At 58.7% G+C, this 22,291-nt stretch carries 22 protein-coding genes and 1 tRNA gene; 7 read left to right on the forward strand and 16 right to left on the reverse strand.

Going from position 1 to position 22,291, the window contains the following annotated elements; translation table 11 throughout:
• Positions 1-44: 44 nt before the first annotated feature.
• Positions 45-410, reverse strand: coding sequence for a 5-carboxymethyl-2-hydroxymuconate Delta-isomerase (locus tag ACQRAX_RS05800; RefSeq protein WP_412038016.1), 366 nt, complete (start codon positions 408-410; stop codon positions 45-47).
• A 119-nt stretch (positions 411-529) separates the two neighbouring features.
• Between ACQRAX_RS05800 and ACQRAX_RS05805 the strand changes: the two genes are divergently transcribed.
• Complete coding sequence (locus tag ACQRAX_RS05805; RefSeq protein WP_412038015.1) at positions 530-757, forward strand: DUF465 domain-containing protein; 228 nt, start codon at positions 530-532, stop codon at positions 755-757.
• 65 nt (positions 758-822) lie between these two features.
• Here ACQRAX_RS05805 and ACQRAX_RS05810 read toward each other — a convergent pair whose 3' ends face one another.
• Positions 823-1,626, reverse strand: a complete 804-nt coding sequence (locus tag ACQRAX_RS05810) for a phytanoyl-CoA dioxygenase family protein (protein ID WP_412038014.1) — start codon at positions 1,624-1,626, stop codon at positions 823-825.
• 204 nt (positions 1,627-1,830) lie between these two features.
• On the opposite strand from ACQRAX_RS05810, the gene ACQRAX_RS05815 reads away from it, so the two are divergent.
• Entirely contained in the window at positions 1,831-3,234 is a 1,404-nt protein-coding gene (locus ACQRAX_RS05815) for an amino acid permease (protein WP_412038013.1), read from the forward strand.
• Position 3,235: 1 nt separating this feature from the next.
• On the opposite strand, the gene ACQRAX_RS05820 is transcribed toward ACQRAX_RS05815, so the two are convergent.
• The 8 genes from ACQRAX_RS05820 to dapA form a co-directional block, all read right to left on the reverse strand.
• Complete coding sequence (locus ACQRAX_RS05820; protein WP_412038012.1) at positions 3,236-4,132, reverse strand: LysR substrate-binding domain-containing protein; 897 nt, start codon at positions 4,130-4,132, stop codon at positions 3,236-3,238.
• Positions 4,133-4,201: 69 nt separating this feature from the next.
• Positions 4,202-5,641: an alanine/glycine:cation symporter family protein gene (locus tag ACQRAX_RS05825; protein ID WP_412038011.1), complete on the reverse strand. Its 1,440-nt coding sequence runs from the start codon at positions 5,639-5,641 to the stop codon at positions 4,202-4,204.
• Positions 5,642-6,231: 590 nt separating this feature from the next.
• Positions 6,232-6,684 (reverse strand): hypothetical protein, encoded by a 453-nt coding sequence (locus ACQRAX_RS05830; RefSeq protein WP_412038010.1) that lies wholly within the window; start codon positions 6,682-6,684, stop codon positions 6,232-6,234.
• 234 nt (positions 6,685-6,918) lie between these two features.
• Positions 6,919-7,008: transfer RNA gene (locus ACQRAX_RS05835), tRNA-Ser, on the reverse strand.
• A gap of 93 nt (positions 7,009-7,101) precedes the next feature.
• Positions 7,102-7,812: a phosphoribosylaminoimidazolesuccinocarboxamide synthase gene (purC, locus tag ACQRAX_RS05840; protein WP_038613804.1), complete on the reverse strand. Its 711-nt coding sequence runs from the start codon at positions 7,810-7,812 to the stop codon at positions 7,102-7,104.
• Between the two features lie 29 nt (positions 7,813-7,841).
• A complete protein-coding gene (locus ACQRAX_RS05845) occupies positions 7,842-8,600 on the reverse strand; it encodes an MBL fold metallo-hydrolase (RefSeq protein WP_412038009.1) in 759 nt (252 codons plus the stop codon).
• Positions 8,601-9,716 carry an outer membrane protein assembly factor BamC gene (gene bamC / locus ACQRAX_RS05850; RefSeq protein WP_412038008.1) on the reverse strand — a complete coding sequence of 372 codons (1,116 nt, stop codon included), beginning with the start codon at positions 9,714-9,716 and terminating at the stop codon, positions 8,601-8,603.
• Between the two features lie 17 nt (positions 9,717-9,733).
• The gene (dapA, locus tag ACQRAX_RS05855) at positions 9,734-10,612 is read right to left on the reverse strand and encodes a 4-hydroxy-tetrahydrodipicolinate synthase (RefSeq protein WP_412038007.1); all 879 of its coding nucleotides are present in this window, start codon (positions 10,610-10,612) and stop codon (positions 9,734-9,736) included.
• Positions 10,613-10,872: 260 nt separating this feature from the next.
• On the opposite strand from dapA, the gene ACQRAX_RS05860 reads away from it, so the two are divergent.
• The gene (locus ACQRAX_RS05860) at positions 10,873-11,433 is read left to right on the forward strand and encodes a glycine cleavage system protein R (protein ID WP_045187680.1); all 561 of its coding nucleotides are present in this window, start codon (positions 10,873-10,875) and stop codon (positions 11,431-11,433) included.
• An 11-nt stretch (positions 11,434-11,444) separates the two neighbouring features.
• The gene (locus tag ACQRAX_RS05865; protein ID WP_412038006.1) at positions 11,445-11,918 is read left to right on the forward strand and encodes a peroxiredoxin; all 474 of its coding nucleotides are present in this window, start codon (positions 11,445-11,447) and stop codon (positions 11,916-11,918) included.
• 46 nt (positions 11,919-11,964) lie between these two features.
• Here ACQRAX_RS05865 and ACQRAX_RS05870 read toward each other — a convergent pair whose 3' ends face one another.
• Complete coding sequence (locus ACQRAX_RS05870) at positions 11,965-13,035, reverse strand: AI-2E family transporter (RefSeq protein ID WP_412038005.1); 1,071 nt, start codon at positions 13,033-13,035, stop codon at positions 11,965-11,967.
• Positions 13,036-13,058: 23 nt separating this feature from the next.
• Positions 13,059-13,298, reverse strand: a complete 240-nt coding sequence (locus ACQRAX_RS05875) for a sulfurtransferase TusA family protein (protein ID WP_412038004.1) — start codon at positions 13,296-13,298, stop codon at positions 13,059-13,061.
• Positions 13,299-13,402: 104 nt separating this feature from the next.
• On the opposite strand from ACQRAX_RS05875, the gene ACQRAX_RS05880 reads away from it, so the two are divergent.
• A complete protein-coding gene (locus ACQRAX_RS05880) occupies positions 13,403-14,836 on the forward strand; it encodes a M48 family metalloprotease (RefSeq protein ID WP_412038003.1) in 1,434 nt (477 codons plus the stop codon).
• 51 nt (positions 14,837-14,887) lie between these two features.
• Here the strand turns inward: ACQRAX_RS05880 and nadA are convergent, their stop codons facing one another.
• The 4 genes from nadA to ACQRAX_RS05900 all read right to left on the reverse strand — a co-directional run bounded on the left by nadA (position 14,888) and on the right by ACQRAX_RS05900 (position 19,618).
• Positions 14,888-15,946, reverse strand: a complete 1,059-nt coding sequence (nadA, locus tag ACQRAX_RS05885; protein WP_412038002.1) for a quinolinate synthase NadA — start codon at positions 15,944-15,946, stop codon at positions 14,888-14,890.
• Between the two features lie 242 nt (positions 15,947-16,188).
• Positions 16,189-17,688 carry a YdgA family protein gene (locus ACQRAX_RS05890; RefSeq protein ID WP_412038001.1) on the reverse strand — a complete coding sequence of 500 codons (1,500 nt, stop codon included), beginning with the start codon at positions 17,686-17,688 and terminating at the stop codon, positions 16,189-16,191.
• 56 nt (positions 17,689-17,744) lie between these two features.
• Positions 17,745-18,614, reverse strand: coding sequence for an isocitrate lyase/PEP mutase family protein (locus ACQRAX_RS05895; protein WP_412038000.1), 870 nt, complete (start codon positions 18,612-18,614; stop codon positions 17,745-17,747).
• 92 nt (positions 18,615-18,706) lie between these two features.
• On the reverse strand, positions 18,707-19,618 hold the full coding sequence (locus ACQRAX_RS05900) for a helix-turn-helix domain-containing protein (RefSeq protein ID WP_412037999.1): 912 nt from the start codon (positions 19,616-19,618) through the stop codon (positions 18,707-18,709).
• A 173-nt stretch (positions 19,619-19,791) separates the two neighbouring features.
• Here ACQRAX_RS05900 and ACQRAX_RS05905 point away from each other — a divergent pair, with 173 nt between their 5' ends.
• A complete protein-coding gene (locus ACQRAX_RS05905; protein WP_412037998.1) occupies positions 19,792-21,150 on the forward strand; it encodes a glutamine synthetase family protein in 1,359 nt (452 codons plus the stop codon).
• Between the two features lie 47 nt (positions 21,151-21,197).
• The gene (locus tag ACQRAX_RS05910; protein WP_412037997.1) at positions 21,198-22,286 is read left to right on the forward strand and encodes a polyamine ABC transporter substrate-binding protein; all 1,089 of its coding nucleotides are present in this window, start codon (positions 21,198-21,200) and stop codon (positions 22,284-22,286) included.
• Positions 22,287-22,291: the final 5 nt, after the last annotated feature.

Consider the following 22,291-nt stretch of genomic DNA (forward strand, 5'->3'; position numbering starts at 1 on the left):
TATTCATTCACTACATTTTTTCACATTACTTATGCCTAAGTTTGTTATCCCGGCAAGTAAAATTTGGAATAAGAATCACGCTCGATATCGAGCACCTCGACACACAGCTGGAGACTCAACCCCGGTGTGCCCGGAACTGCCTCTTTCAGCACCTCCAGCAGACTTGTCGACAGTTGTTGTTTAACTTCTGGCGAGCGACCGCTGAGGATCGCCAGCTTGGCATGGGCAAAGGCCCGCTCGTTCGGCGCAATGCCCACACGGTATGAGGCCAGTGCTACGGCACGGCTTTTGATATCCAGTTCATCGGCGAACTGACCGCTGGCCACCAACGCATGGTTCAGGCGCAGCAACAGGCGGTCGACATCCAGCTCACGCAAGTTGTCGGTGTACTCCACATGAAGATGAGGCATGGCGCATGGGTCCTTAACGGGCAATTGATACAACAGACTACCTCAGCCCCGAAAACCGGCAAAGACGACTATTCTCAAAGTTCGTGACCTTCCACCCCAACCCCCAGAGAGGTGAAGAAATGCCGGTCAAGCACGATCTACTCGCAGACTTGAATCTGACCAAGGAAGCATTCATCGAAAAGAAGAGAGCAGACGCGCGACTCAGCCAGCTGTACGAGGATTACCTACGCAAAGACAACCAAGTGGTTGATGCCGAGACCAGCGCCAGTGCGGATGACACGGTTACCCGGCTGCGAAAGGAGCGCCTTAAAATCAAGGACGAAATCGTCGCCCATGTGAAGCCCTGAGGCTTCCCCAGAATAAAAAAACCCCGCAGTTTGCTGCGGGGTTTTTGTTGGTCCCATTACTGATATCAAGTTCGTGACCAAACCACAGGGAACCAGTCTTCGCGCATGCGATCGCCAGCCTTCAGCTCAATACCGGGAAACGGCGGCGAAGTGCGCCCCGGTCGCTGCACGTAGCGCACATCATCACCCATGAAGCGTGTCGAGAAGGCCCGCCGGCGATTGTTCCCGATGTTGCCAGCAGCGCCATGCACGGTGCGAAAATCGAAAACCACCGCATCGCCCGGCTCGAGTTCGGGCGAGAGAATGCGGTACTCACCGTTGTCCACATCCGGCATGTCCATGAACACGCTTTCGCCGGATTCGGAATCGGTTGCGCCATAGAAGTCCTTGTTGTTGGCCCAGCTTTTGGGGCGCACAGGTTTGGGCCAGCGATGGGAGCCCAACACCACGCTCAGCGTGTTGTGACAGGTCACCGGGTCAAGGGGAATCCAATAGCTGGCCGTTTGCTGGCCGTCCACGCAGTAGTACGGCAGGTCCTGGTGCCACGGCGTCGGCTTGGAGGTTCCGGGTTCCTTGACCAGAATATGGTCATGGAACACCTGCACGTGCTGGGACTGCATCAGGTTCCCGGCAATACCCGCCGCCGGTGAATTGAGCACAAAGTCCGTGAACGTGGGAATACGCTGCCAGTTACAGTAGTCCTCGAAGAAACGTCCGCCCTCGCCACTGCCAACGTTCTCAATGGCAAAAGCGCTGGGGGCCGCCAGGTTCTGTTCGAAACCTTCACGCAAGCGCTCGATCCAGTCACCAAATACGCCACGTAAGACAATAGCGCCGTCACGTTGGAATTGTTCGATATCGGCTTTCATCGGGGCAGTCCTCTCTTGTTGTAATGCCCGAAAGTATTGGACGCCCGCCCGCTGCCGGTAAACGACACTTTGCCTATTCGCCACTATCAGCATTCTGTATGGCCCGGCTTATTGTCACGCCCGTCAATTGGCCGGTTAATAGCCCTGCCTGTCTCCTTCGGCACCTTGCCACTGAACAATAAGAACAATGAGGAGTTACCTGGGATGAATGACAACAACACCGCCTTGCGGCGAGGTCTGAGCACCCGCCATATCCGCTTCATGGCACTCGGCTCAGCCATTGGAACCGGGTTGTTCTATGGCTCGGCCTCGGCCATCAAACTGGCCGGACCTTCTGTACTGTTGGCCTACCTGATTGGCGGCGCGGCCATCTACATGATGATGCGCGCCCTGGGCGAAATGGCCGTGCGCAACCCTGTGTCCGGCTCTTTTGGCCAGTACGCCAGCCAGTACCTTGGGCGCTTCCCGGGCTTTCTGACCGGTTGGAGCTATGCGTTCTCCATGCTGGTGGTGTGCCTGGCGGACGTCACCGCCTTCGGTGTCTACATGAGTTTCTGGTTTCCGGAGACGCCGCGCTGGATCTGGGTGCTGGGTATCGTGTTCTTCATCGGTGCCTTGAACCTGTGCAGCGTCAAAGTGTTCGGCGAGCTGGAGTTCTGGCTGTCACTGCTCAAGGTCACAGCGATTGTGTCGATGATTCTGGCCGGTGCCGCGGTGCTAATGTTCGGCATCCAGTTGGGCGGCTCCACCGAACAGGTGGCAAATATCAGCAACCTGTGGAGCCACGGCGGCTTCTTCCCCAACGGCGTCAGCGGCATGATCGCCTCTTTCACCGTGGTGATGTTCGCCTTCGGCGGGGTCGAAATGATCGGCATCACCGCCGGTGAAGCCCGGGATCCGCAACGGGTCATTCCCAAAGCCATCAATTCGGTGCCGTTGCGTATTCTGCTGTTCTACGTGTTTACCCTGTTCATCCTCATGTCGATCTACCCCTGGACCCGCATCGGCAGCGAAGGCAGCCCCTTCGTGCAGATCTTCAGCGGCCTGGGCATCGGCTCGGCCGCCAGCCTGCTCAATATCGTGGTGATTTCCGCTGCGGTGTCAGCGATCAACAGCGATATTTTCGCCGCCGGGCGCATGATGTACGGCATGGCCCAGAACGGTCAGGCGCCGAAAGGCTTCTCACGCCTGTCTCGCTTTGGCGTACCGTGGATGACCGTGATGGTCATGGGTGCAGCGCTTTTGTTCGGGGTAATACTCAACTACTTGGCGCCAGAGAACCTGTTCCTGATCTTGGCCGCGGTGGTGACCTTTTCGATCGTTTGGGTGTGGCTGATGATCCTGCTGTCACAGATGGTGATGCGCCGCGGCATGAGCAGCGAAGAGGTCGCCAAACTGCACTTCCCGGTCCCCCTCTGGCCAGTAGGTCCAGCCTGCGCGGCTGCGTTCATGTTGTTCATCTTTGGGGTCCTGGCCTGGTTCCCGGACACCCGCATGGCCCTGTATGTCGGCATCGGCTGGCTGGCGTTGCTGTCGCTGGGCTATTGGCTGTTGGTGGCGCGCCAATCCAAGCCACTGGTGGTGGCAACCGGGTCGGTCAACAGCTGAGCTAAGCGGGAAACTGCTGGGCTGCCCAGTCCAGAAACGCCTGCGCTGCCGCTGAGGGGCGCATGGCACTGGACTGGGCCAACACCACCGGCTGCGGGCTCACCGTCTCAAGCAAGGGGCGGCAGGCCAAGGGCTTGCCGTCATAACTGCAATCACTCACAGGCCGCGTGCAAGACAACGCCACGCCATAACCATGGGCCACCAGCCCGCGCTGCATCTCGAACGTTTGCGTCAATTGCAGTGCCGCAGGTTGCAGGTCGTGTGCCCAGAATAGCGACAGAAAGTACTCCCGGGTTCTGGAAATGTCTTCCAGGATCAAGCATTCGGCGGCCAGATCGACCAGCGACACATTGTCCTGTAATGCCAAAGGATGATCGGCCGGCAACAGTGCGTAGGGCGTCAGTTGCGCCAGCACACGCTTCACGATTGGCGAGTCGAGCCCCACATCGTACGTCAGCGCAAGCTCCGCCTTGCCATCAGCCAACCTGCGATTGACCTCGGCAAGATCGGTCTCGAACAAGGTGATGCTGACCTCGGGATAACGCTGACGAAACCCGCTCAACAGCCTTGGCGCGTAGTACGGCCCCAGATCCTGAAAACAGATCAGGCTCAAAGCCCCGCGCAACCCGGCTTGTTGCTCACCGGGCCCGGTAATGGCTGTTGCCATGTCAAGAATACCGCGCGCCCGCTCCAGCAGCTTGCGTCCGCTCGGGGTCAGCTCCAAGCCGCGGCTGACCTGGCGATGGAAGAGCTTTTCACCCAGGATCGACTCCAACTGCGACAGGGCCAGGGAGACTGAAGGCTGGGAGATATGCTTGGCCCGCGCTGCGGCACTGACACTGCCCTGCTCGGCGGCAGCGACGAAATACTCCAGCTGGCGGAAGGTGAATCCGATCATCGCGAGGCCCTGACTGATGGTTGGAACGTCGGACCATTATGACCTGTTGCCTCGCGATGAGCCTGGCTATTACCGGTCTTTCAACGCTTCAAGTGGCTGAGCAGTGTCATCGGCAGCCCCCCAGATTTCAGCGTCGATCTTACCCGACAGCTCCGGATAATCCTTGGCATTGAACTCCGGCGTGCCCACCGCACGCTGCGCGAAGTAGTCGCGGGTCAGCTTGATCACCACACCCGACAGCAAGCAGATCGCAATCAGGTTGATGGTCGCCATCAGCCCCATCGCGGCATCAGCAGCATCGAACACCGTGGCAACACTTTCGTATGCGCCCCAGACCACCATCAACAGTGCCGCGATACGCAGCACCGTCAGCCCCAGACGAGTGTTCAGCTTGAGATAGACCATGGCGTTTTCGGCATAGGTGTAGTTGCCGATGATCGAGGTGAAGGCAAAGAAGAAGATCGCCACGGCAATGAAGTACTGCCCGGCCGAACCGATGTGCACATTCATGGCCGCTTGAGTCAGTGGCGTGCCGGTCATTTCAGGGCCAGGAATCACACCCGACAGCAGGATCATGATTGCTGTGGCGGTACAGATCAGCAGGGTATCGATAAACACCCCCAGCGCCTGAACAAAGCCCTGCGAGGACGGGTGGTGCGGATTGGGAGTGGCCACAGCCGCAATGTTCGGTGCCGAGCCCATACCGGCCTCGTTGGAGAACAAACCACGCTTGACGCCGTTGAGCATGGCCCCAGCCACGCCGCCGACCGCCGATTCCAGGCCGAAGGCACTCTTGACGATCAACATCAGCACAGCCGGTACTTCACCCAGGTTGGTCACGATTACATAAATCGCCACTAACAGGTAGGCACCCGCCATGAACGGCACGACCAACTCAGCAAAGCGAGCGATTTTCTTGATACCGCCAAAAATCACCAGACCGGCAAGCACCGCCACCACTACGCCAGTGGTCAGTTTGGGTACGCCAAAGGCGCCTTGGGTGGCATCGGCAATGGAGTTGGCTTGCACCGCACCAAACACCAGGCCAAAGGCAATGATCAGGCACACCGAGAAAATTGCTGCGGCCCACGGCGCATTCAAGCCTTTGGCGATGTAGAACGCTGGCCCGCCGCGATACTCACCTTTGTCATTACGTACTTTGTACAACTGCGCCAGGGTGCTTTCGGCATAAGCCGTTGCCATGCCCAGCGACGCCACCACCCACATCCAGAACACTGCCCCCGGCCCGCCCAGGGTAATTGCTACAGCCACGCCCGCAAGGTTACCGGTACCTACCCGCGAAGCCAGGCTGGTGCACAACGCCTGGAACGGCGTAATACCACTTGCATCGTTGGCGGGCGCACGCAGCACCGAGCGGAAGAACTCCGGCAAATGACGAAATTGTATGAAGCCCAAGCGGACAGTGAAGTAGATACCTGCGGCCAGCAGGCCATAGATCAGGACATACCCCCAGAAGAAGGTATTCAGTGCGTTGATCACGGCTGTCATCGTATGTTCCCAAATAAAGCGCAGGGCCGGTAAGGGCCCTACTCAGTCTGTAAAGCTACCGCGTCAGAGGACGATCAGTGCCTTTTTCAATATGAATGGCCTGAACCGATGGGAGACGCCCATCGATTCAGCATAGCGCTTCGGCATCGCCCTACAGGCGATGAATGACGTCGAGAGTCTGGGCTCAATTCAACCTGCATGCGTGAACGCAACGGGCCGGCCCTTTGTAAACGGCCGACATACTAACAGATCCCACAGTCACCTTCCTGAGTGAGATCAGCCTGCCCGCTACATGCAATCAATAAGTGATCAGCAAAATCGAATGGCGGTCTGTACGCCAGGCCACGCGCCGCTGGCACCGTTGCTGCAAAACTAGGCTGACTATTTAATATGGCTGCCCCGCGTGCGCGTCTAACTCATTGTAGAAATACAACAACGCATTGAACGATGAATGGCATCAACTAAAGTGGGCAGTGAAATTCTATCCAACACAAAAAAGCAGTCCACTAAATAGCGGAGCTGCTTTGTGATCTACTCGCTTATCGCGCTAGCCCTACGCTCCCTATCACCGAAAAACGTAGAACGCTTGATTAACGAATGCTGCGAATGTTGCCTTTGCTACCTTTGACGGTGACAGATACTTTTTTGAAGACAAAGTAGTTTTCTTCAGTCACTTCATAGCGTGGCGCAACGATAAGATCAGCGCCCGATGCCTTGACAGCCTTGAAGGCAGCTGCCGATTTGACCGAACTGACCGGGTCCAGCATACCCAGCGCACCACCGCTTTCACCACCATAGCTCACGCCATCGGCAAACTCGGTGTCACCCCCGAACTTGAACACCCCGAACAAGATATTGACCGAAGACTGACCGGAGATCGCCTCGCCTACGGCAACATCAGCCTTCAGCTCAGCCTTAACTTGGCTATCGATAGGCGAGGAAGGCTGACTGATGTTGTAACTGGTGCAACCAGCAGCTGTGGCAATGAGCGTCGACAGGGCGAGTAATTTAAAAACCTTGTTCACAAACCATTCCTTCTTCATTGTTCAGAGAGGCACTTGTCTAAATGCCATTCCCCACAATTCATGTGGGTTTTGAACAATAACAACGCGCACTCAGGTAAAACATAGGAAAAGTCTGAAACTTACCGCATTGGATTGAAAGTCACTAAAAGGCCTTTCGAAAAAGAATCTGCCAGGCTTTCATCGGTCACAACTAAAAACAGTCAGAAAGCAAAAAGCCCCTGAAACCATAGGTTCCAGGGGCTTTTCGATGTATGGCGGAGAGATAGGGATTTGAACCCTAGGTACTGTTGCCAGTACAACGGATTTCGAATCCGTCCCGTTCGGCCACTCCGGCATCTCTCCAGTGGCGCGCATGATACCAGCAGTTTGCCCAAAGGCAAAGCCTGTTTGCGAAAAAAATTCGCGTGGTATCAGGCGCTTGCGTGAATTTGCCGCTTACAGCGGCACGCCCAGGCGTTTGGCAACTTCTTCGTAGGCTTCGATGACGTCGCCCAGACCCTGGCGGAAGCGGTCCTTGTCCATCTTCTTGCGGGTTTCTTTGTCCCACAGGCGGCAGCCGTCCGGGCTGAACTCGTCACCGAGGACGATCTCACCGTGGAATACGCCGAACTCCAGCTTGAAGTCGACCAGCAGCAGGCCGGCGTCATCGAACAGCTTGTTCAGCACTTCGTTGACCTTGAGCGACAAGGCTTTCATTTTCACCAACTGCTCAGCGGTGCCCCAGCCAAAGGCAACCACGTGAGATTCGTTGATGAACGGGTCGCCCTTCTCGTCGTTCTTGAGGAACAGTTCGAAGGTCGACGGCTCAAGCTTGATGCCCTCTTCCACGCCCAGGCGCTTGACCAGGCTGCCGGCAGCGTAGTTACGCACGACGCATTCGACCGGGATCATGTCGAGCTTCTTGACCAGGCACTCGTTGTCGCCCAGCAGCTTGTCGAACTGAGTAGGAATGCCGGCTTCTTCAAGCTTTTGCATGATGAAGGCGTTGAACTTGTTGTTCACCATGCCTTTGCGGTCGAGCTGTTCGATACGCTTGCCGTCGAACGCCGAGGTGTCGTTGCGAAACAGCAGGATCAAGCGGTCAGCGTCGTCGGTTTTGTAAACCGACTTGGCTTTGCCGCGGTAGAGTTCTTCACGTTTTTCCATGATGGGCTCCGCTTGCTAAATAAGATGGGCTAGGCGATTTCGCGCCAGTCGAGCCCGCAATCCTGGTTGGCCACTTGCAGCCAGTCCGGGTCGCACCCGAGGGTGTCGACGAAACATTGCCGGGCCAGCTGTGGCTGGTTGTTCTTGCTACTGAGATGGGCCAGCACCAGATGTTGCAGGTTCTGCCAGTCCAGCTCCGACACCAGGCGCGCGGCCTGATGGTTGTTCAAATGTCCGTAGTCGCCACCGACCCGTTGCTTGAGAAACATCGGGTAAGGCCCGCGTCCGAGCAGGTCGCGGCAATGGTTGGCCTCGATCAGCAAGGCATCCAGGCCTTGATAGCTTTCCAGCAGGGCTGCGTCGTAGGAGCCAAGGTCGGTCAGCACGCCGAAACGCCGGCTTCCGTCGTCAAACACGTACTGCAATGGCTCAAGCGCGTCGTGGGTTACACCTACGGCGCGGATGCTTAATCCTCCGATTTGCAGGTGCTCATTTGCCGCCAGAAAACCCGCTGCCTCGACCGGCTTACGCATACCGCGCAACGTGCCGCGACTGAGGTAGACCGGTACATTGTAGCGCCGCGCCAGCAACCCCACTCCATGCACGTGGTCGGCATGTTCGTGGGTGACCAGCACAGCACTCAACTGCTGGGCGGAAACGCCGAGCAGCGCCAGGCGCCGCTCGGTTTCACGCAAGGAAAAGCCGCAATCGACCAGGACAAGGGTGTTGTCACTGGCGATCAGCGTGCCATTTCCCTGGCTTCCACTTCCAAGTACGGCGAAGCGCACTTAACCCAGGTTGTCCTGGATTACGCTCAGCACGCGGCGAGCGACGTCAGCCGGGGCCACGGTGTTGATGTTCTTCTCGACGGTAACCTGAACGCTGTCACCGACCTTGCTCAGGCGTACCTGGTAACGCTCGGCACGGGCTTCACGCTCTTCCTTGCTCGGCGCACTGCCAAACAGCTTGCTGAAGAAGCCTGGCTCCTGGTCTTTGGCCTCGGCTTTTTCAGCCAGGTTGATGTAGTACAGGCCCAGGCTGCGGTTGATGTCTTCAACGCGCCATTCGCCCTGCTCCAGGGCACGGCCAACACTGGACCAAGCGCGATCAAGGTCGGCGCCCATGTTCAGTACCGGGTTGCCGCTACCGTCTTCGCTGAGGCTGACACGGCTTGGGGCATCGAAATCACGTGCGGCGAGCAACGACACCGAACCGCCTTTCTCGGCACTGCGGGTCATGCTGGCAAGCATTTCGTCGACCAGCATGGCATCGACACCGGTGTTTTCCGAACGGGCCGGGAAACCAGGCTCGGCCGTACTGCCGGCCGGACGCTCGACACTGACGATGTAGACTTCACTGGTGTTGCGCTGCACGCCCGGCTCAATACGAATGCGCGTGCGCACTTCGTTGTCGCGGCTGCTCGACGCGCTGGCCAGACGACCGGCCATGGCGCCAGACAACTCGTCAAAGCGCTGCCAGGTGGTGTTGAACTCACCGGTCTGCGGGCGCTCTTCGGCGATGCGAAAGCCGTTGTCTTCAAAGAACTGCCGAGCGACCGGCCAGACTTCGGCAGGCGCACGCTGGGCCAGGACCCAACGGGAACTGCCGCTCTTCTGCAGGCTGAAATCACTGATGTCGGCTGCCGCGTTCAACGGCAATGGCCGTGGCACCTCGAACTCACCCTTGACGTTATCGTCAGCGACGTTGCGCGGGATCGGCAGCAGCGGATCCAGGCGTTTGGCACTGCTGACGTCAGGTGGCAGTTGCATCGGCGCCTTCTGAGTGGCCTCCAAATAATCGCTGCCACGGTCACGGAAGTAACCCTCTTCGCCCCAGAGCCAGCCACAACCACTGGTGCTGGAAATGATCAAGGCAAGGGCGGAAAGACCAGCCAATCGCTTCATGCGGTGTACGTCCTCAATTAAAACTTCAGGCCGCACTGGCGCATCGCCTGGCGTACCGTATCGTGACAGGATTCGCTCAGCCAGGTCAGCGGCAAGCGGATGCCTTTGTGCATCAGGCCCATTTCGACCAAAGCCCACTTCACCGGAATCGGGTTGGCTTCGATGAACAGGTCCTTGTGCAGAGGCATTAATTTTTCGTTGATGGCGCGGGCTTTTTCGGCGTTGCCTGCGAGCGCGGCCTCACAGAGGTCGGCCATTTCCCGTGGTGCGACGTTGGCGGTCACGGAAATGTTGCCTTTGCCGCCGAGCAGGATCAGCTCGACGGCGGTCGGATCGTCGCCAGAGAGCACGATGAAGTCGTTGCTCACGCCGTCGAGGATGGCCTTGGCGCGCTTCAGGTCGCCAGTGGCTTCCTTGATGCCGATGATGTTCGGCACGCTCGACAGGCGAATCACGGTCTCGGCCTGCATGTCGCAGGAGGTGCGGCCGGGTACGTTGTAGAGGATCTGCGGGATGTCGACGGCTTCGGCAATGTGCTTGAAGTGCTGGTACAGGCCTTCCTGGGTCGGCTTGTTGTAGTACGGGACGACCAGCAGGCAGGCATCGGCACCGGCATCCTTGGCGTTTTGGGTCAGGTGCACCGCTTCGCTGGTGGAGTTGGCGCCAGTACCGGCGATCACCGGGATACGGCCATTGACCTGCTTTACTACAGCCTTGATGACTTCAATGTGCTCATTGACATCCAGGGTCGCCGACTCGCCGGTGGTACCGACGGCCACGATGGCATGGGTGCCGTTTTCCAGGTGGAAGTCCACGAGTTTGCTGAGGCTGCCCCAATCAAGACGCCCTTGTGCATCCATGGGTGTGACCAATGCCACCATACTGCCCGCAATCATGAAACTGCTCCTGCCGGAAAAAGAGAGCGGTAATGGTACTGGCGCCATCGGCCTTGCACAAGCGAAGCAGGCGGCTGGAGCATTCCCCTCGGCGGCCATTTTCGCTACCCTTCTCTCTTTGATCGGTACACAGCGGCCCGCCGGGCTGCCGACAACCTGCGCAGGCAGTGCCCAAAGCCTCGATCCTGAGCCCCGGGACCACGCCTTCCCGCCATTCTGACCTGTCGGGTACCGACCGCTCATCGCTTTAGGAATGCTGCATGTCCACCCCCACCGTTCGCGAACAATTCCTTGTCATCAGTGCTTTAGGTGCCAATCCCATGGAACTGACCAACATCCTGTGCCGAGCCAGTAATGACAATCGCTGCTCGGTCGTCACCTCGCGCCTGACCCGCCACGGCGAGTGCAGTGCACTGGTCCTCCAGGTTGCCGGTAGCTGGGACGCCTTGGCGCGCTTCGAAGGCGCCCTACCGGGCCTGGCCAAGAAGCACACCTTCACCGTGAATGTGGTGCGTAGCGCCGAGCTTGAAGTGCGCCCATTGGCCCTGCCGTACGTAGCCTATGTCAGCGCCGCCTATCGCCCGGACATCATCAATGAGCTGTGCCAGTTTTTCATCGACCACCATGTCGAACTGGAAAACCTGACCTGCGACACCTACCAGGCGCCACAGACCGGCGGCACCATGCTCAACGCCACGTTTACCGTGACTCTGCCGGCCGGCACCCAGATCAGCTGGCTGCGTGACCAGTTCCTGGATTTCTCCGACGCCCTGAACCTGGATGCGCTGATCGAACCTTGGCGCCCACAGAACCCACTGTAAGGAAACATTCCATGGCCGTTGAACTCGACCAACCCGTCGCCGATTTCCAGGCCCAGGCCACCAGTGGCCAGAACATCAGCCTGGCGGACCTTGCCGGCAAGCAAGTGGTGCTCTACTTCTACCCCAAGGACAGCACCCCGGGCTGCACCACCGAAGGCCAAGGCTTTCGTGATCAATATGCAGCGTTCCAGGCCGCCAACACCGTGGTGTTTGGTGTATCTCGTGACGGGATCAAATCCCACGAGAACTTCAAAGCCAAGCAGGCATTTCCGTTCGAACTGATCAGCGATAAGGATGAAGTCCTGTGCCAGCTGTTCGACGTGATCAAACTGAAGAAGCTGTACGGCAAGGAATACCTGGGCGTTGATCGCAGCACCTTCCTGATCGACAAGAACGGCGTGCTGCGCAAGCAGTGGCGCGGGGTAAAGGTGCCGGGGCATGTGGATGCGGTGCTGGCGCAAGCGCAAGCGCTGAACAAGGCGTAAAGCATTTGTAGGAGCCGGCATTGCCGGCTCCTACACCCGCGTCACTCTAAAGTAGCGGCGCCACCGAAGATTCCTGACGCGGCCAGGCATCCAGCACGGCCTTGAACAAGGTCGCCAAGGGGATCGCGAAGAAAATCCCCCAGAAACCCCATAACCCGCCAAACAACAGCACTGCACAGATGATCGCCACTGGGTGCAGGCTCACCGCCTCAGAAAACAGCAGCGGCACCAGCACGTTGCCATCCAGGGCCTGGATGATCGCGTAGACCGCCATCAGATAGATGAACTGATCACCCCAGCCCCACTGGAACAGCGCGATCAAGGTGACCGGCACGGTGACCACCACAGCGCCAACATACGGCACCACCACCGACAAGCCGACCAGCAGCGCCAAAAGCGCCGCATAGTTGAGCCCCAGGGTGATAAAGGCGATATAGGTTGCCACCCCACAGATCAGGATCTCGATGCCTTTGCCGCGAATGTAGTTGGCGATCTGCCGGTTCATTTCCTCGGCGACCCGGGTCATCAGCGCCCGCTCACGCGGCAGATAGCCGCTGACCCAACGGGCAATCAGTTCACGGTCCTTGAGGAAAAAGAACACCAGAATTGGCACCAGTACCAGATAGATCATGATGTTCATCAGCAGCGGCAAACTGGAGAGCGAAAAGGTCAACGCCCACTGACCGAACTTGCCAATCTCACCCCGCATGGCCTCGATCGCCCGCAGCACTTGCTCATCAGACACCAAGTGCGGATAGCGTTCGGGCAACAGCAACAACAGTGACTGCCACTTGCCAAGCATCCCGGGCAGCTCGTTAAGCAAGGTAATCAGCTGATGCCATAGCAACGGCACCAGTACCAGCAGAAACACCGCCAGCGCCCCCATGAACAGCGTAAAGACCAGGCCGACGGCATAGCGAGTTGGCACTCGCAAGCGCTCCAGGGCGTTGACCAGGCCCTGCATGAGGAACGCCAGGACCATACCGGCCAGCACAGGCGCCAGCATGCCGCCAAGGGTCAGCACGGCGGTGAAGGCGAGAAACAACAGCACCATCAGCACCACTGCCTCTTCGTCGGAGAAGTAGCGTTGCATCCAGTCGCGAAGCACCTTGAACATTGATGATCCTTAAGGTGAAAAACTCAGGCTTTGCGCAGCCAATAGGTGTAGACACCGCCCTCAGCTGTTTCGAGCAACAGCGTATGACCGGCCAATTTGGCAAAAGTGCGAAAGTCGCGCTGCGATCCACCATCGGTGGCCAGCACTTTGAGCACGGCACCACTGGCCAGGCGATTGAGCTCCATCTTCGCCTTGAGCAAGGGCAGCGGGCAGTTCAGGCCGCAGGCGTCGAGTTCGGCGTCAAACGTCAGGGTATCGCTCATCGGGGGCTCCCGGCAGGTTCGGTCAAGTCTCGTAGAATACCGCCACTGGTCGCCAACGTGTGAGCCAGCTACAGTAAGGCTCTTTGTCGACCAGAGCTTCGTGCATGAATTTACTGCGCCCTACCCTGCTGACGCTGGCCTGTTTGATGGCGCTGCCAAGCCATGCCGACGACCTGCCGTCACTTGGCGACGCCAGTTCTGCCATTGTCTCCCCCCAACAAGAGCATCAGCTGGGCCGTGCCTGGCTCAGCCTGCTGCGGGGCAATGTCAATCAACTGAACGATCCCCAGCTCAAGGATTATGTTGAAACCAGTGTCTACCGCCTGGCCGAAACCAGCCAACTGCAGGACCGACGCCTGGAATTCATCCTCATCGACAGCCGCGAGCTCAACGCCTTTGCCGCCCCTGGCGGGATCGTCGGGGTCAATGGCGGCCTGTTCCTCAATGCCCAGACCGAAGGCGAATACGCCTCGGTCCTGGCCCACGAATTGGCGCACTTGTCGCAACGCCATTTTGCTCGGGGGGTTGAAGCCCAACAGCGCATGCAACTGCCGATGATGGCGGCCCTGCTCGCCGGCATCGTTGCCGCTGCCGCCGGCGCCGGCGATGCCGGCATTGCCGCCATCGCCGGTACTCAGGCGGCGGCCATCCAGGAACAACGGCGCTTCTCCCGGCAGAACGAACAGGAAGCCGATCGTATCGGCATCCTCAACCTGGAAAAGGCCGGCTACGATCCACGCAACATGCCCAGCATGTTCGAGCGCCTGATGCGTCAGTACCGTTACGACGCCAAGCCGCCGGAATTTCTCCTGACTCACCCAGTGACCGAGTCGCGTATCGCCGACACCCGTAACCGTGCAGAACAAGCGCCAAAGGGCGGTACCGAAGACAGCAAGCGCTATCAACTGATCCGCGCCCGCGTGGCACTGATCTATGAAGGCACTCCAGGGCTTGCCGCCAAGCGTTTCCGCGCCCAACTGGACGAGGACCCGAGCCTGGACTCGGCCCGTTATGGTTTGGCCCTGGCACAAATCAAGGGGGGCCGCCTCAACGAAGCGCGGGAAAGTCTCCAGCCGTTGCTGAGCAAGGCACCCAACGACATCACCTACAACCTGGCGCAAATCGACCTGGACATCACCAACAATCGCTTGGCCGATGCCCAGCAGCGGGTTGAGCGGATGCGTGCACTGTATCCGGCAAATTATCCGCTGCAGCAGGCGCGGATTGATCTGCTGCTCAAGCAAAACCGGCCGGCGGAAGCGGAAAAAGCCCTGGATGCACTACTGAAGAACCGCCCGGAGGATCCGGACGTGTGGTACGACGTGGCTGAAGTTCGCGGGCTGTCCGGCAATACGATTGGCCTGCACCAAGCGCGCGCCGAGTACTTTGCCCTGGTCGGTGACTACGACCAGGCGATACAGCAACTCGACTATGCCAAGCAACGTGCCGGCACCAACTTTGTGTTGGCGTCGAAAATCGATGCACGTCAGCGTGAGATGCTGGAGCAGCAACGAATGATTAAAGAGATGATGCGCTGAAATTGATCGGCGCTTTGGGGGGAGCGGATTTATCCGCTCCCCCTATTTCAATCAGGCGTTTCCGGACAGCTTCATCCGCGCCGCCTGAGTAAAGTCGAGCATGCGCTTGAGCGGCTTGATCGCCTGAGGAATCAACGCAGGCTCCACAAAGATCTCATTGCTGCCTTCACGCAGGCACTGCAAGGTGCGCTCCAGCGTGTTCATGGCCATCCACGGGCAATGGGCGCAACTACGGCACGCCGCGCCGTTACCCGCCGTAGGGGCCTCAATAAACACCTTGTCCGGGCACAGCTGCTGCATCTTGTAGAAGATGCCGCGATCGGTAGCGACGATAAAGGTCTTGTTTGGCAAAGTTTGCGCTGCGGCAATCAGCTGACTGGTGGAGCCAACCGCATCTGCCAGATCAATCACCGCTTCCGGCGACTCCGGGTGCACCAGGATCGCCGCCTCAGGGTACAGCGCCTTCATATCGGCCAGCTGACGCGACTTGAACTCTTCATGGACGATGCAGGCACCCTCCCACAGCAGCATGTCGGCGCCGGTTTGTTTCTGGATATAGCGCCCCAGGTGCTGGTCTGGCCCCCAGATGATGGTTTCGCCGTTGTCCATCAGGCTCTCGACGATTTCCAGTGCGCAGCTGGAGGTCACCACCCAGTCGGCGCGGGCTTTGACCGCCGCCGAAGTGTTGGCGTAAACCACCACAGTGCGCTCTGGGTGCTTGTCGCAAAACGCCGAAAACTCGTCTACCGGGCAGCCCAGGTCAAGCGAGCAGGTCGCCTCCAGGGTCGGCATCAGCACACGTTTTTCCGGGTTGAGAATTTTTGCTGTCTCGCCCATGAAGCGCACGCCAGCGACGATCACCGTGCTGGCTTCGTGCTTGTTGCCGAAGCGGGCCATTTCCAGCGAGTCGGACACGCAGCCGCCGGTTTCCTCGGCCAGCGCCTGGATTACCGGGTCACAGTAGTAATGGGCAACCAGCACCGCGTTCTGTGCCTTGAGTTCGGCGGCGATGGCGGCGCGGTAGTCGGCCTCTTGCTCGGGCGTCAGCGGTTTGGGCTGCTTGGCATCGAGGTGGGCTTGAACCAAAAGGCGTTCGGGAATCTGGGTCATGATCGCTGGACCTGCAGGCGCTTGTGCGCGTAAGTCGAGTGTATCACCGAGCCCTGGCAAATCGGCTACAGGCTCCGCAGGCAAGGCGCTGAACGGCTTTGCAGGCAGAACCAAAGACCCTCTGCGGCCTCGGGTTTTTATGGGATGCCGAAGGCTACAGATAATCGGATGAATTCAAAAGGTTTTTTTAGTGAAACAAACCGCGGGGCGACGGGCCAGGCCTGTCACCCCGAAGCCTGCGATCAGCCCTCGCGTGGGCTCATGGCACCCAGATTGGCCATGATCAGGCTGGCAAACTGTTCGACGGTCATTTTCTGGCCATTGAAGTCGACCATGCCATCGGCATAGCTCACGTTGGTCAGGATGTCATTACCCTGCACCGTAGCCATCTGGCTCTGCACGGCCATCATCCCGACCATTTCACCGGCCTGCGACGCTTGCTGGGCAAGCACTTGCGCGTCGCTCTGGCCCTCGAGACGTGCCTGCAGCGCAGCCAAGTCGCCAATCATTGGTTTGGACAACTGCAACGTGCTTTGCACCTGAGTGATCATCTGCTTGTACAGCTCTGCCGACGGCAACTCCAGAGAAGACGGTTTGCCCAAATCGACGCTCAGCTTGAAATGGCTTTCTCCGTTGGCCGTCTTGAACGAAAAGTCTTCCAGGGCTATCTGCGGCTTCGCGGCCAACAATTGCTGGACGTTGGCGTTGACCTGCGCTTTTTCAGTCTCGGTCATCGGCAAGGACGGTAACACCTGACCTTGCTCAGCAGCCGCCTGAAATTCCGGCAAACGGCTCTGGTACCAGATCAGCAAGGCCTGCATGGCGGGCATATCAATGTTTTTCATGTTCCAGACCATTGCGCTGGAACCTACTGACCTGCCATCAAAATTGATGTCGCCAACTTTGTAGACGATCTTGCCGCCAAACTGATCACCGTCGGCCTGGGACTCACTGCTCTGCTCAAGTTGCTTGAGCAAAAGCACTTTCTGCTCCTCACCCTTGGCCGCACTGAATTGGTCAAGAATCATGTTAGTGGAGCCGACATAGAAGCCGTAAGGCGTCTTGGTCAAGTTACCGTCGAGGCTGAGGTTCTTCAGCTCTATCTTCAGCGGCCCGATTTCCTTATCGACCAGGTCCAGGCTAAAGCTCGGCGCAGCGCCACTGAACTTGATTTGCTCGCCATCGCGCGTGCCGCTGGCCTGAATCGCTAAACCGGAGAATTTGGTCGTCGCCCCACCCACCTCGGTCACTTGCATGGGTGGCATGATCAGCGTGCCGTCTGTCGAGCCGTCGTAACCCAGGCTGCTCTGGCCGAACACCGGTGGCACCTCACCACTGGCGGCAAACCACTCGGCCGTGAACGCGTCCTTCTCCAAGGCATAGTTACTGGCCGCCATCACTGGCATGAGTTTCAATGCCTTGACCCGACTCCAGGGCAACGGGCCGTGCTCGATCTGATCGACAAAGCCCAGCTCGAAACTCTGCGACGCGTCAGCGCCCTGCAGCTCCGTGACCTTGACCCGATAATGTGCGGTACTGGAGAACAGGTGCGATTCCAGCGACGCCAACTCCAGCGTCACCTTACCGCTCAATCCCGACGATTGCTTGAGCTGGACATTGGCTTGCGCCATGGCCTGCTCGAGCACTTCTGGCAATTGCTTGCCGGTGTACCAGGCACCCGCCGTACCGATAGCGGCCACGGCAACTACCAGGCCTGAAAGTACACCCACTGTCTTCTTCATGAATTGTTCCGCTTGTCCATTTGTTGAGGGTTGTTGCGACTACAAGGCCCGATGGCCTATTCGTTGACGTCCATGAATTCACGGGCCCAGACGATGTAGTCGCCGGGCACCGTGTAGGTATGGGTAAGTTCGGTGGCGCTCAGGTCCGACGCGCTGCTGGTGATCCGTCGTTGTTCGCGCAGGCAGTCGTAGGTGGCCTTGATCGCGGCGAAATAAGCGCCATGACCGTCCACGGCAATGCGCACACCCAACTGCGCCAGGCGCGTATCGTCGTGCAGTTGCGGGTTGCCGTAGGTCACCAGCATCAACGGCACGCTCAGGTGTGCGGCGATCTGTTCCAGGTGTTCGAAGTCGCGGATGCCGACCATACACAAGGCATCGGCGCCTGCATTCTGATAGGCCACGGTGCGGGCAATCACCTCCTCGACCGGAATCAACGCCGCGTTGGTCCGGGCAATGATCGAAAGCTCCGGATCGACCCGCGCCTCCAGGGCCGCGCGGATCTTGCCGACGCCCTCGGCAATACTGATCAGGTCGGTGGATTTGCGTCCAAACTGAGCCGGCAGCAAGGTGTCCTCAATGGTCAGCGCGGCGATACCGGCGCGCTCCAGTTCGGTGACCGTGCGCATCACGTTCAAGGCGTTGCCATAGCCGTGGTCGGCGTCGGCAATCACCGGCAATTGCGCCACGCGGCCGATACGGGTGGCCTGTTCGGCAAACTCACTGAGGGTGATCAAGGCAAAATCAGGTGCTGCCAACACCTGCAGGGAAGCGACCGAACCACCCAGAATACCCACCTCGAACCCCAGATCGGCGGCGATACGCGCCGACATCGGGTCAAACACGGAAGCCGTGTGGTAGCAGGCAGGAGAAGCAAGGAGTTGACGAAACGCGCGACGCAGGTCTTGGTGGGAGGCTCTTGGCATGGTCTTTCCAATCTATCGACTTCATTTATTGGACAGAACATACCACTGCAGGCCCCCTGGCCGACAGGGCCAGTTCGACGGCTTTTAGCAGTTCAGGTGCGCCGCTGTGCGCGTTTCAAGGTTTCGCTGGGCAACTCTTTGAACAGATGCTGGTAGCTGTTGGAGAACCGCCCAAGGTGCCAGAACGACCAATGCATGGCGACCTCAGCGACGGTGCTGTCCCCTGCTCGGCACGCCAACAGCTCACGGCGGGCGCTGTTCAGGCGGCGCAGGCGCAACCAATGGGCCGGCGTCATGCCGGTATAGGTTTTGAAGGCTTGTTGCAGTTGGCGTAATGGCACCTCAGCGACCTGCGCCAGCTCCAACAGGTTGAGGGTTTCTTCTGGGCAGTCAGCGGCCCACTGACTGATCCGCCGCATGATCGTGCGCTCTTCGGTACGACGCCACAATGCACTGCGGTCCAGGCAGACACACGCGCTGTCGAGAACGAACAGGCAGTCCTGCAGCAATTGCTCAGCCAACGCTTCGCGGTTCGGCAGATCGACTTCCTGCCCCAGGCGCGTCAGCGTGCTGCTCAACCAGCGGCCGAACAGGGCGTTCTGGGTTGAGTTGAGCGGAGCCATGAACAGCCCTTCCAGACGCGCTATATCAACACCATGACGCTGGACGAACTGCGGGCCGAACACCACCGCCACTTCCTGGTAATTCTCCGGAGTAATCCAGATATTGCGGCTTTCTCCGTTGAGCAAGTAGAGGCTATTGTCGGTGCGGTCGAAGCAGAACGTCAGGGCGCCGGGCGGCGCTCTGAAACTCTGCTCTACCCGGGTGTTCATGGATTCTTCGTAGATCTCCACGCCCTCAAGTTCCAGGCAACGGATCCGCCCGGCAAAAAGCCCTGGCGACATCTGCTGGTAATGCGCGGTCCAATTCGGTGACGCGCGCTCTTGCTCGATTACGGTTGCGGTACTGAAAGCCTGGACCTGGAACGGATTTGGCGCTGTCATGAGCTGCTCGTTACGCACTCTTTTGGTGCATTTTGTTCTGCGAAAAGTGGATAGATGGATACGCAAGCGTCACCCAAGATAGACCTCAACGCGCTGCAGGGGAAGTCGTCCAGACGGCATACCAGCCTTGAACGCTGGTCCTGGCGCGGAATAAAACCAATAATGAGGTCTTTATGAATGCCCCTTTCGATCAGCTGTCTGCGTGGCTGAAAGAACACAAGATTACCGAAGTCGAGTGCGTGGTCAGTGACCTGACCGGTATCGCCCGCGGCAAAATTGCACCCACCAACAAGTTCCTGCATGAGCGAGGCATGCGCCTGCCGGAAAGTGTGTTGTTGCAAACGGTAACCGGGGATTTTGTTGACGACGACATCTACTACGACCTGCTCGATCCTGCCGACATCGACATGATCTGCCGCCCAGACTCGGCCGCTGTGTATGTGGTGCCTTGGGCCCTGGAACCCACCGCGATCGTCATCCACGATACCTTCGACAAGCAGGGCAACCCGATTGAGCTGTCGCCGCGCAACGTCCTGAAAAAAGTACTCAAGCTGTATGCCGACAAGGGCTGGCAGCCGATCGTGGCGCCAGAAATGGAGTTCTACCTGACCCAGCGTTGCGAAGACCCGGACTTGCCATTGCAAGCGCCACTCGGCCGTTCGGGCCGCGCCGAAAGCGGTCGGCAGTCGTTCTCGATCGATGCCGCCAACGAATTCGATCCGCTGTTCGAAGACGTCTACGACTGGTGCGAAGCCCAGGGTCTGGATCTGGACACGCTGATTCACGAAGACGGCCCGGCACAGATGGAAATCAACTTCCGTCACGGCGACGCCCTGGACCTGGCCGACCAGATCACCGTGTTCAAACGCACCATGCGTGAGGCGGCGCTCAAGCACAACGTCACTGCCACCTTCATGGCCAAGCCGGTCGGCGACGAGCCCGGCAGTGCCATGCACCTGCACCAGAGCGTGGTCGACATCGCCACCGGCAAGCCGATCTTCGTCACTGAAGATGGGCAGATGAGTGAGCTGTTCTTGCAACACATCGGCGGTCTGCAGAAGTACATCCCCAAGGTATTGCCGATGTTCGCACCGAACGTCAACTCGTTCCGCCGCTTCCTCCCCGATACTTCGGCCCCCGTGAACGTCGAGTGGGGTGAGGAAAACCGTACCGTGGGCCTGCGCGTCCCCACCTCCAGCCCCGACGCCATGCGTGTGGAGAACCGACTGCCCGGAGCCGATGCCAACCCGTACCTGGCGATTGCTGCGAGCCTGTTGTGCGGTTACCTGGGCATGGTCGAGAAGATCAACCCCAGCGCCCCGGTTCAGGGCCGCGCCTATGAGCGCCGCAACCTGCGCCTGCCGATCACCATCGAAGATGCCTTGGCCAATATGGAAGACTGCCCGAGCGTCGAGCAGCACCTGGGCAGCAAGTTTGTCCGTGGTTATGTCGCGGTCAAGCGCGCTGAACATGAAAACTTCAAACGGGTAATCAGCTCGTGGGAGCGGGAATTCTTGCTGCTCAGCGTCTGAGCCCGGATACGTAACAAGCATCGATAAAACAATTCGAAGAGGTCGATATGCGTTCATTGAAAACAGTTGCAAGTGCAACCCTGGCGCTGCTGGTCAGCGCCGCGGCTCAGGCCCAGCCCAGTGTCAGCGTGTACAACTGGACCGACTATATCGGTGATACCACTCTGGCAGATTTCCAGGGCAGTACGGGTATCAAGGTCATCTATGACGTGTTCGACTCCAACGAAACCCTGGAAGGCAAGTTGCTGGCCGGTCGCACCGGTTACGACGTGGTCGTGCCTTCCAACCACTTTCTGGCGCGCCAGGTGGAAGCTGGCGCGTTTCTGAAACTCGACCGCAGCCAATTGCCGAATTGGAAAAACCTCGACCCGGTACTGCTCAAAGCGCTGGAAGAGAATGACGCCGGCAACCAGCACTCGGTGCCCTACCTGTGGGGCACCAACGGTATCGGCTACAACGTTGACAAGATCAAAGAAGTGCTCGGCGTCGATCACATCGACTCATGGGCGGTGATGTTTGAACCGGAAAACCTGAAGAAGCTCAGCAAGTGCGGCGTGTCGTTCATGGACTCGGCCGATGAACTGTTCCCGGCCGTGCTCAACTACATGGGCATGGACCCACGCAGCAACAGCGTCGAGGATTACAAAAAGGCCGAGGCCAAACTGCTGACCCTGCGCCCGTACATCACCTACTTCCACTCCTCCAAGTACGTCTCGGACCTGGCCAACGGTGATATCTGCGTAGCTTTCGGCTACTCCGGCGACGTGTTTCAGGCGGCCAACCGCGCCAAGGAAGCCAAAAACGGCGTCAACATCGCCTACGCCATTCCCAAGGAAGGTGCCAACCTATGGTTCGACCTGCTGGCCATCCCCGCCGATGCCAGCAACCCCAAAGAGGCCTATGCCTTTGTGAACTACCTGCTCGACCCGCAAGTAATCGCCAAGGTCAGCGCCACCGTCGGTTATGCCAACGCCATTCCGCCTTCCCAGCAATACATGGACGCCGACCTGGTCAAGAACCCCGAGGTCTATCCGCCGCAAGCGGTGCTGGACAAACTCTATGTCTCCAACACCCCGACCCCGCAAATCATGCGTGTGATGACCCGCTCCTGGAGCAAAGTGAAGTCGAACAAATGAACCAG

Origin of the sequence: Pseudomonas sp. UM16 (assembly GCF_050312595.1) — a bacterium.
In the GTDB taxonomy this organism is placed as follows: Bacteria; Pseudomonadota; Gammaproteobacteria; order Pseudomonadales; family Pseudomonadaceae; genus Aquipseudomonas.

Bases quoted from the DNA above. Each gene is read 5' to 3' on its own strand.
- dapA (WP_412038007.1), bottom strand. From the start codon at position 10,612: ATGATTGCGGGCAGTATGGTGGCATTGGTCACACCCATGGATGCACAA.
- bamC (WP_412038008.1), bottom strand. From the start codon at position 9,716: ATGAAGCGATTGGCTGGTCTTTCCGCCCTTGCCTTGATCATTTCCAGC.
- ACQRAX_RS05830 (WP_412038010.1), bottom strand. From the start codon at position 6,684: ATGAAGAAGGAATGGTTTGTGAACAAGGTTTTTAAATTACTCGCCCTG.
- ACQRAX_RS05810 (WP_412038014.1), bottom strand. From the start codon at position 1,626: ATGAAAGCCGATATCGAACAATTCCAACGTGACGGCGCTATTGTCTTA.
- ACQRAX_RS05900 (WP_412037999.1), bottom strand. From the start codon at position 19,618: ATGACAGCGCCAAATCCGTTCCAGGTCCAGGCTTTCAGTACCGCAACC.
- ACQRAX_RS05870 (WP_412038005.1), bottom strand. From the start codon at position 13,035: ATGTTCAAGGTGCTTCGCGACTGGATGCAACGCTACTTCTCCGACGAA.
- ACQRAX_RS05860 (WP_045187680.1), top strand. From the start codon at position 10,873: ATGTCCACCCCCACCGTTCGCGAACAATTCCTTGTCATCAGTGCTTTA.
- ACQRAX_RS05815 (WP_412038013.1), top strand. From the start codon at position 1,831: ATGAATGACAACAACACCGCCTTGCGGCGAGGTCTGAGCACCCGCCAT.
- ACQRAX_RS05865 (WP_412038006.1), top strand. From the start codon at position 11,445: ATGGCCGTTGAACTCGACCAACCCGTCGCCGATTTCCAGGCCCAGGCC.
- nadA (WP_412038002.1), bottom strand. From the start codon at position 15,946: ATGACCCAGATTCCCGAACGCCTTTTGGTTCAAGCCCACCTCGATGCC.
- ACQRAX_RS05820 (WP_412038012.1), bottom strand. From the start codon at position 4,132: ATGATCGGATTCACCTTCCGCCAGCTGGAGTATTTCGTCGCTGCCGCC.
- ACQRAX_RS05825 (WP_412038011.1), bottom strand. From the start codon at position 5,641: ATGACAGCCGTGATCAACGCACTGAATACCTTCTTCTGGGGGTATGTC.
- ACQRAX_RS05905 (WP_412037998.1), top strand. From the start codon at position 19,792: ATGAATGCCCCTTTCGATCAGCTGTCTGCGTGGCTGAAAGAACACAAG.
- ACQRAX_RS05890 (WP_412038001.1), bottom strand. From the start codon at position 17,688: ATGAAGAAGACAGTGGGTGTACTTTCAGGCCTGGTAGTTGCCGTGGCC.
- ACQRAX_RS05875 (WP_412038004.1), bottom strand. From the start codon at position 13,298: ATGAGCGATACCCTGACGTTTGACGCCGAACTCGACGCCTGCGGCCTG.
- ACQRAX_RS05805 (WP_412038015.1), top strand. From the start codon at position 530: ATGCCGGTCAAGCACGATCTACTCGCAGACTTGAATCTGACCAAGGAA.
- ACQRAX_RS05800 (WP_412038016.1), bottom strand. From the start codon at position 410: ATGCCTCATCTTCATGTGGAGTACACCGACAACTTGCGTGAGCTGGAT.
- ACQRAX_RS05880 (WP_412038003.1), top strand. From the start codon at position 13,403: ATGAATTTACTGCGCCCTACCCTGCTGACGCTGGCCTGTTTGATGGCG.
- ACQRAX_RS05895 (WP_412038000.1), bottom strand. From the start codon at position 18,614: ATGCCAAGAGCCTCCCACCAAGACCTGCGTCGCGCGTTTCGTCAACTC.
- purC (WP_038613804.1), bottom strand. From the start codon at position 7,812: ATGGAAAAACGTGAAGAACTCTACCGCGGCAAAGCCAAGTCGGTTTAC.
- ACQRAX_RS05910 (WP_412037997.1), top strand. From the start codon at position 21,198: ATGCGTTCATTGAAAACAGTTGCAAGTGCAACCCTGGCGCTGCTGGTC.